At 37.9% G+C, this 17,970-nt stretch carries 13 protein-coding genes and 1 pseudogene; 11 read left to right on the top strand and 3 right to left on the bottom strand.

The features are described from left to right. Positions 1-3: 3 nt before the first annotated feature. Positions 4-1,089: a PHP domain-containing protein gene (locus B1C82_RS16695; RefSeq protein ID WP_086448736.1), complete on the bottom strand. Its 1,086-nt coding sequence runs from the start codon at positions 1,087-1,089 to the stop codon at positions 4-6. Between the two features lie 175 nt (positions 1,090-1,264). Between B1C82_RS16695 and B1C82_RS16700 the strand changes: the two genes are divergently transcribed. Continuing rightward, a complete protein-coding gene (locus B1C82_RS16700) occupies positions 1,265-2,296 on the top strand; it encodes a glycosyltransferase family 2 protein (RefSeq protein WP_086449337.1) in 1,032 nt (343 codons plus the stop codon). Positions 2,297-2,490: 194 nt separating this feature from the next. Here B1C82_RS16700 and B1C82_RS16705 read toward each other — a convergent pair whose 3' ends face one another. Then, positions 2,491-4,122 carry an ArnT family glycosyltransferase gene (locus tag B1C82_RS16705; RefSeq protein ID WP_086448737.1) on the bottom strand — a complete coding sequence of 544 codons (1,632 nt, stop codon included), beginning with the start codon at positions 4,120-4,122 and terminating at the stop codon, positions 2,491-2,493. A gap of 383 nt (positions 4,123-4,505) precedes the next feature. Further along, positions 4,506-5,354 (bottom strand): flagellin N-terminal helical domain-containing protein, encoded by an 849-nt coding sequence (locus tag B1C82_RS16710; protein ID WP_010515586.1) that lies wholly within the window; start codon positions 5,352-5,354, stop codon positions 4,506-4,508. A 329-nt stretch (positions 5,355-5,683) separates the two neighbouring features. Here B1C82_RS16710 and ispH point away from each other — a divergent pair, with 329 nt between their 5' ends. From ispH to B1C82_RS16765, 10 genes and pseudogenes are all read left to right on the top strand, one after another. Further along, positions 5,684-6,622 carry a 4-hydroxy-3-methylbut-2-enyl diphosphate reductase gene (gene ispH / locus B1C82_RS16720; RefSeq protein WP_086448739.1) on the top strand — a complete coding sequence of 313 codons (939 nt, stop codon included), beginning with the start codon at positions 5,684-5,686 and terminating at the stop codon, positions 6,620-6,622. Between the two features lie 131 nt (positions 6,623-6,753). Continuing rightward, complete coding sequence (locus tag B1C82_RS16725; RefSeq protein ID WP_086448740.1) at positions 6,754-8,829, top strand: PAS domain-containing sensor histidine kinase; 2,076 nt, start codon at positions 6,754-6,756, stop codon at positions 8,827-8,829. Continuing rightward, a complete protein-coding gene (locus B1C82_RS16730; RefSeq protein ID WP_086448741.1) occupies positions 8,822-10,093 on the top strand; it encodes a hybrid sensor histidine kinase/response regulator in 1,272 nt (423 codons plus the stop codon). The genes B1C82_RS16725 and B1C82_RS16730 overlap by 8 nt, the downstream gene beginning before the upstream one ends. A 20-nt stretch (positions 10,094-10,113) precedes the next feature. Next, positions 10,114-10,476, top strand: coding sequence for a response regulator (locus B1C82_RS16735; protein ID WP_086448742.1), 363 nt, complete (start codon positions 10,114-10,116; stop codon positions 10,474-10,476). A 14-nt stretch (positions 10,477-10,490) separates the two neighbouring features. Next, positions 10,491-10,874 (top strand): STAS domain-containing protein, encoded by a 384-nt coding sequence (locus tag B1C82_RS16740; RefSeq protein WP_086448743.1) that lies wholly within the window; start codon positions 10,491-10,493, stop codon positions 10,872-10,874. Further along, entirely contained in the window at positions 10,874-12,985 is a 2,112-nt protein-coding gene (locus tag B1C82_RS16745) for a chemotaxis protein CheA (RefSeq protein ID WP_086448744.1), read from the top strand. Before B1C82_RS16740 ends, B1C82_RS16745 begins: the two co-directional genes overlap by 1 nt. 178 nt (positions 12,986-13,163) lie before the next feature. After that, positions 13,164-15,845 (top strand): annotated as a pseudogene (locus B1C82_RS16750) (methyl-accepting chemotaxis protein); the annotation flags it as partial. Positions 15,846-15,920: 75 nt separating this feature from the next. After that, on the top strand, positions 15,921-16,430 hold the full coding sequence (locus B1C82_RS16755; protein ID WP_086448745.1) for a chemotaxis protein CheW: 510 nt from the start codon (positions 15,921-15,923) through the stop codon (positions 16,428-16,430). Position 16,431: 1 nt separating this feature from the next. Continuing rightward, the gene (locus B1C82_RS16760; protein ID WP_086448746.1) at positions 16,432-16,923 is read left to right on the top strand and encodes a chemotaxis protein CheD; all 492 of its coding nucleotides are present in this window, start codon (positions 16,432-16,434) and stop codon (positions 16,921-16,923) included. Between the two features lie 6 nt (positions 16,924-16,929). Next, positions 16,930-17,958, top strand: coding sequence for a protein-glutamate methylesterase/protein-glutamine glutaminase (locus B1C82_RS16765; protein WP_086448747.1), 1,029 nt, complete (start codon positions 16,930-16,932; stop codon positions 17,956-17,958). Positions 17,959-17,970: the final 12 nt, after the last annotated feature.

Here is a 17,970-nt window from a genome sequence, read left to right on the forward strand (position 1 = left end):
AAACTAGGGCTTCTGGAAGAATGGATTACTTAGAATGATTGCGGTAGGATAGACAATTTGCAATCGAACATATAGATCGGTAGGTTTTAATCTATATGAGCCTTTCTTTTGGTAAGAAGTATGCGAAAGAATTTCTGAATTTTTACCGATGAAATCTACGCTGATCGGAATGTCCTCAAAATCAAAAAGGATCTCATTTTCAGAATTTAATCCGATAGGTCCAAGCTTTGGTTCTGCTAAACTTCTTTCCATCTTGCGAACACAAAGATAATTTCCTTCCTTTAAGGACAGAAGAACTTCTTTCTCGTCCAGACTATCAGTGTTTATGAGGAGATATCTCATCAATGATTCTCCTTCTTGTTTGTAAATCTCTGAACTTAGGTCCCTCCAATTCGGAATTCCAGAAGTCCTGACTCTTAAGTATTCATCTCTTGGAAGATAATGTAAATCATCCGATGCCATGCAGAAGGATGGATGTTTCTCGCTTAATAGTTTGTCCCAAAATTTAGGAATGTCCCCGAATGGACTCATCACTTCCAATGCATCATAATCTTTAAGTTGTGATAGAAGTTTAAGTGGAAATGCTTCATTTAAAAGTGGGTGATTAATAATTACAAAACCATTCTTTGCTTCCAATTTATCAATTGCCCACTGTAGATTTTCTGGATCTGCATATAAAGGAAAAAGATCGTAACTTGCTTCATCCAAACCTAAAACGCTAAAATGTCTTTTTCTAAGATTGGTTCCCCATTCGAATCCTTTGATTTGCGCAAGTTTTGGTGAATCTGGGCTTGTTACCCTTTCATAATCAGTAAAACCTATAATTTTATAACCATTCGCAGCATATACAGTTTCGATCTCTTCTGGAGTATTCCTGCCTGGCGTAAACCAGGTACGGTTCGTATGCAAATGGATTCCGGTTTTTTGGAGTTTAAGTTTGGTATTTCTTTTATATGGATTAGAATATTTCTCCCAATCGACAGAAGACCTAAAAGTATCTGCCCTAAAAATCGCCCAAGTGAAAAGATTACCGAGTAAAACTGTCCCAAGGAAGATAGAAACTAAGAAGATTATCCTACTTCTTTTCATTCTATCGCTAGTACATAAATTAGGCTTTAAGCGAAAACTAGAATTCTGCTTTTTGAATGTTACAACTTGTATACGATTTTAAAATACTGAATATTTCGGATTCACGGATCTGTAACAAAGAAGAGCCAAATTATAGATGATTCTTTATAAACGCTTAAACGAACTCTATTTTATAATGAAACCCTTTCCTCTCGCACTAGTTATTCCGGCATATAATGAAGAGCTTACTATTAAAAAAACCGTTCTGGAATTTTATAGAGAAATACCAAATGCATATTTTGTAATAGTAGATAATAATTCCAAGGACAGAACCTCAGAGATCTCGAAAAATGTTTTAGTTGAACATTCTATCTTGGGAGAGGTTATCTTTGAGCCAAGGCAAGGGAAGGCAAATGCAGTTCGATCTGCATTTGCAAAGATTGATGCCGAAATTTTTATTATATGTGATGCCGATCTGACTTATCCTGCTTCCAAGATCCACTTAATGATCCAAACCTTAAAGGAAAAGAATTTAGATATGCTTGTTGGAGATCGTTTGAGTGAGGGAGATTATGGAAGAGAGAATAAGAGGAGATTTCATTCTACTGGAAACAAACTTGTTCTTACTCTGATTAATTTTCTATTTGGAACAAAACTTAAAGACCCTATGAGCGGATATAGAGTATTTTCTCGTAGATTCGTAAAAAACTATCCGATCCTATCTTCGGGTTTTGAAATAGAAATAGAAATGACCTTACATGCATTAGACAAAAGGTTTAGAATAGAAGAAATTTCAGTTCCTTATAAAGACAGACCCGTTGGAAGTTTTTCTAAACTGAATACAATTCGAGATGGATACAAGGTAGTAAAAAATATATTATGGATCTTTAAAGACTATAAGCCGATGCATTTTTTTGGATTTTTTTCTGTGGTTTCGGGGATTTTATCTTTGGTCGCAGGAACTCCTCCCGTTATAGATTATATAGAATATAGATACGTATATCATGTTCCATTGGCAGTACTTGCAACAGGACTCATGTTATTTTCTTGGATACAAATTGCGATCGGGCTTGTTCTGCATACAGTGTGTAAAATTCAAAGGACCAATTTTGAATTGAGATTGATCCAGTTTGGAATGGAGGCTTCAACTCGGGAGCAAATGATCATTCCGACAATCCCGCAACAATCTGTTAGAAGCGAGAAGACGATCTCGACCGGGAATATCTAAATTTTTGTAGGAGCTCCTACAGAGAGAAGGATCGCCCCCACCCTGAATCTTGGGTGGTGGGGAGTGGCCCGTGGGAGAGCTCGCATCTTATATCACAAAATATGCTTTATTGCAATCTAAATCCTATGTTTTAATTTTTGGAACACAGATTCCAAATTCCGTCTTACAATTTTCGCTAAGAATTGCCATTTAAACTAGTTTGGAGAAGAATCCAATAGTATAACTCCATTTTCAGCTGAAATTTCCTTAAAATTTCTATCAGGATACGTTAATACTAATTCCAATACGCTGTTTCGATTACAGATGATGGAAAGTCTTTCTTTGGAATTTAATATGAATGTCTCGTCTTTAAATTTATAACTTCCTATCAGATGGATTTTCTTTTCTCTGTAAAACATAGGATAGAAAGAAAGATATTTATAATATACGATTTGATTCCCTGACTTCTCCGCTTTATCATAAAGTCTAAGATTCCCATCTTGCAAGAATGAAATGATCTTAGGAGTGATTGTGTATGATAAAACTCCTATAAAAATCATCATAGAAACCCAGATAGAAGTTATAAAAAAATTTTCTCCATCTTCCTTTCCTCTTTTGAATAATTGTAAGCTTATAAATCCGATAAGAATTCCTGTAATAAGTATAAGTCCAGAAGAAGAGTCCCAAAAATTAAATGTCGGTAATAGTTCCTTCTCAACTCCCATGAATGAGCTGGAGTATTCTAAGATCTGAGGAAGAAGTAAGAAGATTAAACTGACAACCAATCCAATTCCTAAAATGGAGAATGAGAAAATGTTTGATCTCAAGATCTCTGGTTTTTCTAAGATCAAGTATGCCGCAAAGAAAGATAAGGGAAGATATATAGAAGAAGAATAATGCGGAAGTTTGGTTTGCACAATCGAAAAGATGAGTAAAATAATACCTATCCAAATTAGGAAATATCGGGAAATCCTGGAGATTTTAGGGTCAGTAAATATTTTCCAGTTCTTTGCGCTTGGAATTAATAAGACAGTCCAAGGGAAAAACCCAATGAACATTACGATAAAATGATAAAACCAAGGTCCAGTATGAGATTCCAAGGACTTGGTCAGAAGTTTCTTCTGAAAATCAAAAAATTGAACTAAGAATTCATTTCCATATAAAATTAAATTTGTGAGATAATGAAAACTTAATACTATAATTGATACGGCAATAAATAGAATTAAATCTAAAACCCGGATCTTAAAGTTTTTATCAAAGATTCGATTTAATCCAAAAATAGAAAGCGGGACACTCAAACCTAATGGGCCTTTTGTCAAAACTGCAATTCCACCAAAGAATGCCGCAGAAAAGATCCATATTGCTCTTGAACGAAAGTCCCCCTTTTCCTTTGATTCATACAGATACAATGATAGTACGGAAGCTAAAATGAATGTATTAAATAAATGGTCGATATAAGCCGTTCTGGAAAGAAGCAGAGGCAAAAGAGATGCGGAATATAAGAATGCCCACACATATCCGAACTTTTTAGAATGTAATAAAGTTCCGAATTGAACTAAGATCAAAAAAGAAACGATTCCGCTAAATACGGATGGAAGTCTGGTTGAAAATTCTGAAAGTCCGAATATTTTATAAAATAGATTCGCTAACCAAAAATAGAATGGAGGCTTTTCGCTAAATGGTTGTCCATTAACCTGTATTCTGAAATATTCTCCGGTTTCGAACATTGACTTGGAAGCTGCTCCGTAAATATTCTCGTCCCAATCGATTAAAGAGAAACTTCCTAGTCCAAATAGTAATAACAAAAGATAAACTAAGAGTGTAATCGGTAATTGTAAGTCTCGCATATGAGCTGAAGCTTCCTTTTAGAGAAGAGTCATTCTTCTCCCCTTCCAGAAACGTGAAGAGTCCTATGCTCGCATTCTAAAACTGATCTTTATATTTTGGATTTGGTTACAAAACGAATAAATTTCGTGTTAGGTATGAAACTTTCGGGGACTAGAGTTTAGCAAAGATTAAAGTTCAGTATAAAACTTTCTGATCGTTTCTTCTAAAACTAAGAAGACAAAAAAAAGCCTAACTTTCGCTTACGAGAAGTTAGGCTTCAGAGTCGTACGGCGATTTATAATAAATATAAATCCGTGGTCCCGTCGAAAGAACCAACATTAGCTTAAAGCCAGCTCCCCTGCCGGAATACTACTAAAGTCAAACCGGCAGGTTAGCTATTGAATTACTTCAATAGCTGGAGCACGGTTTGAGGTTTCATGTTCGCCTGAGCGAGCATCGCAGTAGCAGCTTGAGTCAGAATTTGATATCTGGTAAAGCTGGTCATTTGCTCAGCCATATCAGTATCACGAATTCTTGATTCAGCCGCTTGGATGTTCTCATAAGCGTTCATGAGTCCCTTAGCAGCATGTTCCAGACGGTTGTAATAAGCTCCTAAGTCTGCTCTTTGTTTAGAAATTAATCTAAGAGCATCGTCAGCGAGACCAATTACGGAGTTCGCTTTTCCCGCCGTAGAAAGAGAGATGAAAGTCAGAACGGTTGGGTTTCTTAATCCCAAAGCCGCAGTGTTCATCGTTTCGATATACACTCTTTCTCTTTGGTGCATGTTAGCACCCATATGGAACCACATACTTGCGGTTGGGTTCAAACGAGCGAAAGCTCCTGTAAGGAGTTTCATTTTGTTGAACTCAGCCTGAGAAGCAATCCTGTCGATCTCGTCAACCAACTGAGATACTTCTACTTGTATTTGTTGACGGTCTTCTTCGGTATAAATACCGTTCGCAGCTTGCACAGCAAGCACGCGGATCCTTTGAACAACTTCATGGGTTTCTTGCAGATACCCTTCCGCTGTTTGGATCAAAGACATACCGTCTTCAGTGTTTTGTTCCGCCCTGCGCAAACCTCCGACCTGTGTCCTCATTTTTTCAGACACGGCCAAACCGGATGCATCATCACCTGCACGGTTGATTCTCATACCGGAAGACAACTTTTCGATGTCTTTGTTCATGCTTTCGCTATTGAACTTCAAAGTTCTGTGAGCGAAGATGGCACTGATATTGTGGTTAATAATCATTCGGTTCCTCCTTGAATCCGAATCTCTCCGAAGAGAGAGTTTGATTTTCCTAGAGGTCTTCCTTGACCTCTTCCCCTTGAAAATCGGGAAGATTCTGAAATTGGAAGAGATACTTTTTTCTGCTCAAGGTAGATAAAAGATCCCTTCCTCCTGAATATGTATATGTCGCTTGGAAAGGATTTGGACGCCTTTTTGCGTAAATACGCAAAAACCGAGCTGCTTTGGGTTCGGGCTTTGCCCTCATCCCGACTTCGTCGGGACTGACGCCCTTCGCATCTCTGGCGCTAAAATGCTTGCCTCTTTCGGGAGGCGCCAGAGTCTGAAAGCAGATGCTTGAAAAAATCTATCTCGCGAATCCCCGCGGTTTCTGTGCCGGAGTCAAATACGCAATTTCCTACGTGGAACAGGTCCAATCCAATTCCGAGGAACAAATCTATGTTCGCAAAGAAATCGTTCACAACCGAAGAGTTGTGGAAGATATGAAAAAAAGAGGCATCAAGTTTATTAACGAACTAGGCGAGGCTCCCGACGGATCCACAGTAGTATTTTCAGCTCATGGAGTTTCTCCAGAAGTAGTAGAAGAAGCAAAACGTCGAGGAATGAAGATTGGAGATGCAACCTGCCCCTTAGTGACTAGAGTTCACAGAAAAGCACGCAGATATAAGGACTCTCACCAAATCATCTATATAGGTCACCAAGGACATGATGAGGCGATAGGAACCATGGGAGAAGCCCAGATGTTCCTTGTAGAATCACCTGAAGACGTCCAAAAACTTGTTGGAAGATTGGATATAAATAAACCAATCACCTATCTTATGCAAACTACCTTATCGGTAGCGGACACTAAGCTTGTGGTGGAGAAGATTGCAGAATTATTTCCTAGTGTAGAACATCCGGCCAAGGACGATATCTGCTACGCGACTACTGAAAGACAAGAAGCAGTTTCCTCCATGATGGATGGGATAGATGCGATGATGGTGATCGGTGCAGACAATAGCTCAAATTCACTTCGGCTTCTACAATTGGCTCAAAAATCCAAACCATCCTCTTTCAAAGTAAGTTCCTTAGAAGAATTAAATAAAGATTATATAGCTAACTCTGAGATTAAAATTCTAGGTATCACGGCTGGAGCTTCTACCCCACAGATCTTGGTAGATGAGATCATTTCTAAACTTATGCAATTTTACCCGAATGCTATTTTGGATCTTTTCCCCGGTTCTCGAGAGGATTCCATGAGTTTTAAATTGCCTGCTAATCTATTGTTGTAGTCACTTCGACAATAGATTATGTCTCACTTCTTGCAAATTTGAGTAAATCGCATCATAATAAGTCAATTTTGTGGAATTTTCCCCTAAAATGGTTGAATTAAGTTTATTTTCACGTAAATTTACTGGCCTATATGGTCGGGGAAGATCTGCGGTTCGACACAGAAATCGGACTTTTTCAAATTATCGTTTCCCAAACTTCGGACGCAATTCTCGTTACAGACGCTGTTCTAGATGAGAATGGGCCTTCTATTGTTTTCGTAAATCCAGCATTCTGTGAACTGACTGGATACAGAGCAGAGGAGCTAATCGGAGGTTCTCCGACCGTTCTATTTGGAAAAGAAACCGACAAAAGAATATTATATAACCTTAAAAATAGTCTATTACGAGGAGATTCTTACTCCTCCTCTACGATTAATTATAAAAAAGACGGAACAAAATATCATTCGGAATGGAAAGTTTCTCCCGTAAAGGACCGAGATGGTAATATTACAAATTTATTATCTATCCAAAGGGATATTAGCGAAAAGATTCTACGAGAAGAACTCACCGCAAAAAGACTCAGGTCAGAAATGGGGCTTACTGCCGCTTCTCAGATCCTATTAAACACTACTCATGAAAGTTTTACAATAGAAAGAGCGATTGAACATTTTTTGGTTTTGGTAGAAGCAGAAAGGATCTACTTATACAAAAAAACTGCTAACCCAGATGTATTAGCTTTACAAGCAGAGATCAAAAGTCCTTTTTCCAGTGCTACTCTTGCAGAAACACATCCGGAAATCTCACTCTCCACTAAATTTGCCAGATGGAAACCTTACTTACTTAGAAATGATATAATCGAGTTTCACGCTTCCGATCTTTTGGATTCTGAAAAGTCATTTTACCAAGGAAGGCGGACTGATACATTTTTTCTATTTCCGATCAGAATGTCCGGAGAATGGTTCGGATTTTTGGGAATGGAATTCTTCAAACGTGAATCCGGTCCAGAAGAAAAATTTACCTTTCGAACATTTGTAGATCTTCTTGGTTTCTATCTGGAAAGAATGTCCATATTAGAAGAACTAAAGATCCATAAAGAAAACCTGGAAGAAACGGTAGTCAAAAGGACTAAAGAACTTTCTATCCAAAAAGAAAAGGCAGAGGCAGCGAGCACAGCTAAAAGTGATTTTCTCGCAAATATGAGCCATGAGCTTCGCACTCCTTTAAATGCGATCATTGGACTTTCAAAATTAATCAAGATAGAAGATGAAAGTTCTAACGACAAAAGATATTTAGATCTAATCCATAAATCGGGATTACATCTATTAGGTTTAATTAATGATATTCTCGAACTTTCTAAACTAAACGCAGGAAAGTCTTCTTTCTATTTTTCAGAAATGGATATAAGAAAGGAATTGGAACAGGTAGTAGAATTTTTAGAACCCGAACTCATTAGAAAACATATTCATTTAACTTGGGATAATCCGGAAGAATTTATATCCATGATCTGGGGCGATCCAAAGCGAATTCGCCAGATCTTTTTGAACCTTGTCGGAAACGCTGTGAAATTTACCGCAGAGCAAGGTTCCATCTATCTTTCTATCAAAAGATCAGGAAAAGATTGGGTTATCGAGATCACAGACACTGGGATTGGCATCCCAGACATTGAACAGAAAAAGATTTTTGATGCGTTTTATCAGGTTAGAAATTCCAAATCCAAAGACACTGAAGGAACAGGACTTGGTCTTTCTATCGTTCGAAAGTTAGTGGAAGCACATGGGGGTAGTATCCAAGTCAAAAGCCAACAAGGACTGGGAACTACTTTTTATATAAATTTGCCAGTATTGGAACAAACTACTAAACAATTCAAACCTAGGAAAAACTTTGCGGGGGCCTATCCCGACAAATTAAAAAATTTCTGCTTTATACAATTAGAATTATCTAATCAGAAAAATGCTGAACTTCTTACTCATTTTTTCAAAAAACAAAATCAGCCTTTATTAAAAGAACTTCGAAAGGACAAGCGAATCGTTCTATTCCAAGATTCTAATTCTCCTTTAAAAGAAAGAATATCAGAAATTTGGAAAACAGTTCTTATCCTTCCGGAAGAAACTCAAGATTTTGAAAAAAAATACTCCAAGGAAAATTTTGATTTCGTTCTTTCTCAACCCATCTCCTTGGACGAACTAAAATTAGTATTAGAAGAATTGGCGGAACAAATCAATGACTAACTCTACGAATCCATTATTCAAAAATAAACAAGAGAGAAAGAGTATAGTCAGAGATCCTATACTTATAGTCGAGGACAAATTAGAAAATACTCTAATGCTCGAAGCGCTTTGCGATGAGTTCGGGATACAATATCAATCTGCCTCCAATGGAGAAGAAGCATTAGAGATGGCGAAAGCCAATAAATATTCTTTTTATATAGTCGATCTTATGATGCCTGTGATGGATGGCCCTACTTTCATTCAGAAATTGAAGGAATTCCAACCAGATGCAACGGTTCTTGTCCAGACTGCATTAGATTCCACTGATACTGTAATAGAAGTAATGAAGTTAGGTGTATTTGATTACATAATCAAACCAATCCTTCCTGATCAATTTCATAAGGCATTGAATAAGGCTGTAGAGTATCGTTTCTTAAAAGCTAGCGAGACTGCGATTTTAGAAGCGGAAAGTCTTAAATTAAGAAACCAATTGGAATGGCTAACGTATAAGGAGACTAGAAGAAAGGCAGGAGATGAATCTTGGGAGAAATCGTCGATACATTCTTTGCAAACTTCTCTGTCTCAAGGGTCAGGGATTGGGGCGATCATTAGTCTTTTGGACATGATCAAATTCGAAATGAAGGAGGATGGAGATAACTATATAATAAATAAAAGTATGATGAACCTGGTAATAGAGAACCAGGAGATCACTAAAAATTTACTCGGTGGTCTTACACAACTATTGGAAATTATTAATCGAAATCTAGAAAAGAAAAAGATTAAGGCTTCCGAACTTGTAGAGCAGATTAAACATTCTGTTGAGTTTATTTTGCCTCATCTTGAAAAAAAAAGACTCAGGCTTGCTCTACCAATTCTGAAAAAAGAAGTAGAACTGGATATAGAACCGGATCTGTTCCTTCTCGCCTTGGAAGAAGTGATTTTAAATGCGTACAAGTATTGTGCACCCAAGACTTCTATAGAGATATTCACCAGCATTAATCAAGGCTATTTCTGCGTTGTGGTAAAAAACATCGTAGATGAAAAACCTTACGGAGGTGTGGATGAGAAACATGAAAATCTTGTTCTTCAGCCATTCTTTCGTATCCACCCACCAGTAGAAAGTGTTTCCCAATTAGAAAAATTTGGGCTCGGCTTAGGACTTACCGCTGTTGATCAAATCCTTAGAAAACATAATGGTTTATTCTTTATTCATAATGCAATGGATCACACAGGCGAACAAGTCAGACTTTGTGTTATGAGCGAATTATTATTACCCATTCAGTGAGAATGACAAAGAAGGAGAATATGAAAAAAATCTTAATCGTGGATGACTCAGCTGTATTTCGAAAGATACTTACCCTCCATCTTTCTCAAGCTTCCTTTTCCGTAGTAGAGGCTGAAGATGGGTTACAGGGTTTGGAGAAGTTGAAAGAAGGCAAAGTGGATCTAGTAGTTAGTGATATGAATATGCCAAATATGAATGGGATATCTTTCGTAAAGGCGATCAAGGAAGATTCGAATCATAAATTTGTTCCGATTATCATGTTAACTACTGAGTCTCAAGACGAGTTGAAGAACGAAGGTTTAAAAGCAGGTGCTAAGGCATGGCTTACTAAGCCGTTCTCTCCGGAAGAACTTTTGAAAACGATACAGGTTTTACTCGTATAAATCGGGAAATTTTTATGTCTTTGGAAATTAAAGTATCTGAATTAGGCCAAAGGAATTCCAGACCGATCTTTCATTTGGATCTTTCTGGGGAAGCTTCTATCTATTTTGTTTCCGATTGGAAATCAAAATTACAATCTCTATTGGATAAAAACCCAATTCGGATAGAGATTGATACATCTGCTATAGAAAAAGTGGATTCTAGTTTTGTTCAATCCTTAATTTTACTTAAGAAAGATTCACAATATAAATCCTGGGACCTAGCCATACTAAATCATTCAAATTGTTTATTAGAATTTTATGATCTATACGGTCTGATCGGATTTTTCCAAGATCGTATTCGAATTTCTAAAAAAGATTCTTCTTCCTTTAAGTTTTCCTACGGTTTGGAGAAGGTATAATGGACCTCTCAGAAATCAAGGAGGCATTTATCCAGGAGTCTCTGGAGTTATTATCCGGAGCGGAATTGTATCTTTTACGTATGGAAAAAGGAGAATTCGACGAAGAGGCAATTCATTCAATGTTCCGTTCTGTTCATACTGTAAAAGGAACTGCTGGAATGTTCGGCTACGAATCTATCGAAGAATGTTCTCACGAATTAGAGACCCTACTTGATCTGGCTAGATCAGGAAAAACTGAATTAGATCCGGCTAAAATAGACTTTTTATTAAGAGCGATAGATCATTTAAAACGAATCGTGGAAGACCCAATCCCTGGAAAAGATCTAAACGATGAATTAAAAGCGGAGCAAATAAAAATTCTCAAAGAAGCCCAAGCATTTACAGGCAAATCCTCTGAGAAAAAAGAAATTAAAAATGCTCAAAGTGATTCTGATCTAAGTAAGGATAAACCACAGACACAAGGGACTATTAACTCAGATTGGCAGATTACCTTCTTCCCCGGAGAAAATATTTTTAAGGATGGAATGGACCCATTCTCTTTTTTGAAATATTTGAGAACGATCGGAGAGATCCAATATTTATACGTTTATAAAACAAAACTCCCGGATTGGAGTATTTGGGATTCAGAAAATTGTTATTTAGGTTACGAAGTCCAACTCAGATCAACCTCTGAGAAGAAGGATCTGGAATCCGTTTTCTCTTTTGTAAAGGATTCTTCTTTTTTAAGAATAGTTCCGCCAAATTCTTCTGAAGAAGTATTTCATACAATCGCAGCTGAGATTCCTTGCGAAAAAGAAGAATATTATAAGGCATTAGAGCTACAGGGTTTACACCTTCAAGCCCCAATTTCAATTCGATCTTCTGAAACATCCAAGGAACAGATATCATCTAAAAAATCCGAATCAGAAAAAACTCAAACTAATCAAATCGTTCCTAAATTAATACGTATTGATTCCGCAAAAGTAGATCAGTTAGTAAATCTTGTAGGAGAGCTGATCATTTCAGAAGCGAGTCTCGGTCGTTTGCTTAGCGACAAAGAAGATTCCGACCTAAACGAGTCAGCAGAAATATTGTCCAGACTAGTAGGAGAAATACGAGAAACGGCAATGGCACTAAGAATGGTGCCTATCGGAGAACTTTTTGAAAAGTATAGAAGAACTGTTAGAGATATTTCCCTGGAACTTGGAAAGGAAGTCGATTTTGAAATTTTGGGTGGGGAAACAGAGCTAGACCGCTCAGTTATCGAAAAAATAAACGATCCTATCGTTCATATATTAAGAAATGCTTTAGATCATGGAATCGAGCCAAGCCAAGAAAGAGCAAATGTTGGAAAATCCCAAAGAGGCAAATTAAAAATACAAGCATCTCATTCCACAGGAAGTATTTCAATTGAGATCTCTGATGATGGAAAAGGGATCAATCATGAAAAAATCAGACAAAAGGCAATCGAAAAAGGCCTGATAGACGCTGCTCAAGTATTAAACGAACAAGAAATATTTAATCTTATCTTCCAACCGGGGTTTTCTACAGCCGAATCCGTTACGAGTCTTTCGGGTAGAGGTGTAGGAATGGATGTAGTGCTTCGTAATATAGAATCTCTTAGAGGATCAGTGAACGTACAATCAGAATTTGGAAAAGGTTGTGTATTCTCTATCCGTCTTCCACTTACTCTCGCAATAATAGACGGATTCCTTGTTAGAGCTTGTGATTCATACTTTGTAGTGCCAATGGATTGGGTGAGGGAGACGATGGAGTCAGAACTCCAACTTCTCCCTGAGGAAATCGCAGGTTCTATCAACTTACGTGGAGAAGTTCTTCCAATTCTGCATTTAGGCAGATTTTTAGGCCTACCAGATCCAGATGATGGAAGAAAGAACGTTCTCGTATTAGAACACGACGGCAGAAATTTTGGGATCCTAGTAAATGATCTTTTAGGAGAGATCCAATCAGTGATCAAACCTTTGAATGAAATTTTCAAGGGAATACAATGTATCAGTGGAACTTCTGTTTTAGGAACAGGGAAAATCGCATTCATTCTGGATGTACCAGGCCTTCATTCACTTCTAAAAATCCAAAGAACTAATTTGAGAGATAAGACATTCGCACGCTAAGCGACATGATGATAATGAAAATAATTAATTAATAGCATAGGTAAATCGTATGGGACAGGGTAAATTAAAATTAAGTGTACTTGTTTGGTCTTTGTTGTTAGGAATAATTCTTACATTTGGATCAGCTGGTTGGAGCTATTTGTATGAGCACAGGTTCGTAACTGGATCCACTGAAAAAATTTCAGTCTCATCTGAGACTATATATTCAGAGCTAAAAGATTATGAATCTGGTTTATATTCTTTATTTCTTCCTGGCCAAAACAAAGAATCCCTTTCTTCTAAATTGGAAAATCTGAAAACTATTCAAGGTTCGATTTCATCTAACTTAAAAGGATTTTCTTCAGTCTCAAAGGATGCCGAAGGAATTTTACAATTCCAAAAGGATCTAGAATCTCTTCAAGAAAGTGTTCTGGCGGCGAAAGGGATTTTAGGAATACAAGCTAAGGATACCAGAGAAAATTTTCTAAATCAAGTTTCAGAAAATTCATTACCTAAATTAGAGAAATTAAAATCCGATTGGGAGAGATCGAAATCTTCCATTGCTCTCCCTGTCCAAAAAGAAGGCTCCCTATATTATCATTTCCTATTTGCTATGTTCGGGACCATTCTCTTGCCAGCTTTGGTGATTTTCCTAAAACCTTTTTCTTCGGGAAGTATTGTTACTAACGGTAAATCCGATTCTGAGGAATTTATTCGGATTAAAACTGCCTTAGACAATGTTACCACAAATATTATGATGGCGGACCAAAACTTAAAGGTCACGTATATGAATAAATCTATTCGTAAGATGTTTGGAAATGCGGAAGAAGATATTAAAAAACAACTCACTCAATTTAGAATGGAATCTTTGATGGGTTCGAATATTGATAGCTATCATAAGAACCCTGCTCACCAAAGAAATATTTTAAAAGATCTAAATCAAACATTTCGTTCCACTATAGAGATCGGAGGCAGAAGTTTTGACCTAATCGCAAATCCAATTCTAACTGAATCCGGAGAAAGACTTGGCGCCGTAGTTGAATGGGCTGATGTTACTGAGCAAAAGAAAATGTTGGAGGTCCGACGTCAGGAGAATGAGGAGCTAACCCGCATTAAGGTGGCTTTAGATAATACTAGTACAAATATCATGATTGCTGATACTCATTTGAATATCAAATATATGAACAAATCAATTGTGAAGATGTTCGAGATAGGTGAAACGGATATCAGAAAACAACTTACTAACTTTCATCTTAATAAACTGCTCGGTTCAAATATAGACTCTTATCACAAAAATCCTGCTCACCAAAGGGGAATACTTGGCTCTTTCACTAATACTTTCAAATCAAGTATTGAGATTGGCGGAAGAACATTCGATCTAATCGCAAACCCTATTCTCACAGAAAACGGAGATAGATTGGGTGCAGTTGTTGAATGGTCCGACGTTACTGAGCAGAAAAAAGTCGCCGAAGCTCGTAAACTTGAGAATGACGAGTTAACTCGCATAAAGGTGGCTCTGGATAACGCATCCACCAATGTGATGATCGCTGATAATGACTTTAACATCAAATATATGAATAAAGCAGTATATAAGATGTTCCGAAACAGTGAAGTAGATATTAGAAAACAATTAACCTCTTTCAATCTGCAAAGTTTACTTGGAACGAATATTGACACATTCCATAAGAACCCTGCTCACCAAAGAAATTTACTAGCGAATTTGACTAACACCTATGAATCTTCGATCACTATCGGGGGAAGGTCTTTCAACTTGATAGCAAATCCTATCTTAAGCTCGGAAGGACAAAGATTAGGAGCGGTAGTAGAATGGTCCGACGTTACTGCGGAACTTGCTGTCCAAAAGGAGATCGAAGAGATAGTAGGCTCCGCTGCAAAAGGTGACTTTAAAACTAGAGTAAGATTAGAAGGAAAAGACGGTTTCTTTAGAAGTTTAGGAGAAGGTATCAACTCTTTCCTACAAGTCAGCGAAACTGGCTTGAACGAAGTAGTCGACGCATTGGAAAGATTGGCAAATGGAGATCTTACTTCTAAAATAGAGAACGAATATTTCGGAACATTCGGTAAACTGAAAGAGTATGGAAATACTACAGTAGATAAACTGAACGAGATCATGGGTGATATCGTAATGAAGGCAGGAAGTTTAGTAGGTTCTGCTGGAGAAGTGTCTTCTACTGCAAATTCACTTAGCCAAGGTGCATCTGAACAAGCTGCTTCCGTGGAAGAGACTACTTCTTCTTTAGAAGAAATGACTGCTTCTATCGATCAAAACGCAAGCAATTCAAAACAGACTGAACAAATAGCTAGCCAATCTTCAAAGGATGCTGAAGAAGGAGGAAAGTCAGTTACAGAAACAGTGACTGCAATGAAACAGATCGCAGAAAAGATCTCGATCATTGAAGACATTGCTTACCAGACTAACCTACTCGCTTTGAACGCTGCGATTGAAGCAGCGAGAGCCGGAGAACATGGAAGAGGATTCGCAGTAGTAGCTTCTGAGGTTAGGAAATTAGCAGAAAGAAGCCAAAAGTCTGCGAATGAAATATCTAGTCTTGCAGTATCTTCCGTAGCAATCGCAGAAAAAGCAGGAAAACTTATCAGCGAGATCGTTCCGAATATCAGAAAAACTGCTGATTTGGTACAAGAGATAACCGCTTCTAGCGAAGAACAAGCCTCCGGTGTAGTTGAGATCAATAAAGCAATGGGACAGTTGGATCAGGTTTCGCAACAAAATGCTTCTGCTTCTGAGGAATTAGCAGCGATTGCAGAAGAGATGAATAGTCAGGCGGAATCTTTAAGAGAATCTGTATTATTCTTCCGATTGAGCAAAGAATCTCAGGTGAGAGAAACTTCAGGCAATGGATCTAAAAGTTTGGCAGCTGTAAGGACAGTAAGTGTTCCTGACAAACCTAAGTTTGAAAAATACTGAGGTTTGACTGTGAGCACTTTCGAAGACAACCAGTATTTGACCTTTAAGATCGGAGAGGAAACTTTCGGAATAGGACTTTTAAACGTAAAAGAGATCTTAGAATATACTCATGTGACGACTGTTCCTATGATGCCCTCTTTTATTCCGGGGGTAATCAACCTAAGAGGAAACGTGGTCCCAGTTTTGGATGTATGCGATAAGTTTTTCAAAAAGAAACATTCGCCGGACAAAAGGACCTGCATCGTGATTGTAGAAGTTCCTGAATCAGTAAACGGGGCGAGAATGGATATAGGTCTGATCGTAGAGGCAGTATATGAAGTTTTGAGCATTCCTTCTTCTGAAATTGAACCTCCTCCTACATTTGGCTCAAGGATCCGTGTGGATTTTTTAGCAGGTATGGCGAGACAATCGAGTGGATTCATTCTTTTACTTAACCTTCTTCGCTTATTAACTGTAGAAGAATTAACGGCAATAGAGGAAACAAGGGATGAAGCGGCTAACGCAGTTACCGCGGGCTAAAATGGAACCTGAGATAGTTAAGGATATTTTTTTACAGCCTGGAGGTTTTTACTGGGGTGAGAATGGAATTCGTATCCGTACTCTTTTGGGCTCCTGTGTTGCATTATGTTTTTGGCATCCTTATTCTAAGGTAGGAGGAATGGCTCATATTATGCTGCCTAAAAGACCTTCTCATATTCCTGAACCTCATCCTAAATATGCGGATGACGCCTTGGAATCTTTTTTACAACAATTTCAGAAATTAGGAGAACGGCCCGGCAGGTTCGTATGTAAAATTTTTGGCGGAGCTTCTATGTTTTCTCCTGAGGAAGATGCATTGGAAGAGGTAAAAAAGATTGTAGAAATAGGCGAAAAGAATGTGGAGTCTGTCTTAGATTTGGTCCGTAAGGCAAATATAGACCTCACTGCTTCCAATACCGGAGGTAAATCCCACCGAAAAATATATTTCTCTCTTTGGGATGGAGAAGTATATATGGAAAATCCAAAAAATTAGTATAACATGATATACGTATATATTATCGACGATTCTGCAGTAGTCCGATCTGTACTCAAGCAGGTTTTGGAAATGAATTCTGATATAAAAGTAATTGGATCTTCTCCTGATCCTGTATTTGCTTTAGAAAAATTGGGAAAGTCAGAAAGGTGGCCAGACGTAATCGTTTTGGATATTGAAATGCCGAGAATGGATGGTATAAGCTTTTTAAAAAAAATCATGCAAACCCACCCCACCCCAGTTTTAATATGTTCCTCTCTTGCAGAAGAATCTTCTGAAACAGCTTGGGTCGCTTTGAAAGAAGGTGCGGTTGGAATCGTAACTAAACCGAAAATTGGTCTAAAAGATTTTTTAGAAGATTCTTCAGTTTATTTGGGAGAATGTATTCGTTCTGCATCCATTTCGAAATTAAAACATCAGATTTCTTCACCTTCTCCGAAAACAAACGGACTTGATTTTACGAAAATTGCAACTACGGATAGGATCGTTGCAATCGGGACCTCAACCGGCGGAACGATCGCGTTGGAGGATATTCTCACATCTCTTCCTGCAAATAGTCCTGGCATAGTAATTGTTCAGCATATGCCTGAAAAATTTACAGAAGCTTTTGCAAATCGTTTAGATAAGATGTGTAAGATCACTGTAAAAGAAGCTAAAGATGGAGATAGAATCCAAGAAGGGATAGCACTCATTGCTCCAGGAAATAAACATATGGAAGTCGTGGGAAGTGGAGCCCAATTTATCGTTAGAATTACAGATGGACCACTCGTAAATCGTCATAGACCTTCGGTAGACGTATTATTCCATTCTGTAGCGAAACATGTGGGACGTAATGCAAAAGCATTCTTGCTTACAGGTATGGGAGCGGATGGAGCTGCAGGTCTTCTGGAAATCAGACAAGCAGGCGGAAGAACAATTGCACAAGATGAAGCTAGTTCCGTTGTATTTGGAATGCCAAGAGAAGCGATAGAGAGAGGAGCAGCGGAAAAAATACTTTCCTTAGGAGATGTTCCTTCAGAGATTCTCGCCGGTTAAGTTCCAACGAGA

The sequence above is a fragment of the Leptospira venezuelensis genome (assembly GCF_002150035.1).
Classification (GTDB): Bacteria; Spirochaetota; Leptospiria; order Leptospirales; family Leptospiraceae; genus Leptospira_B; species Leptospira_B venezuelensis.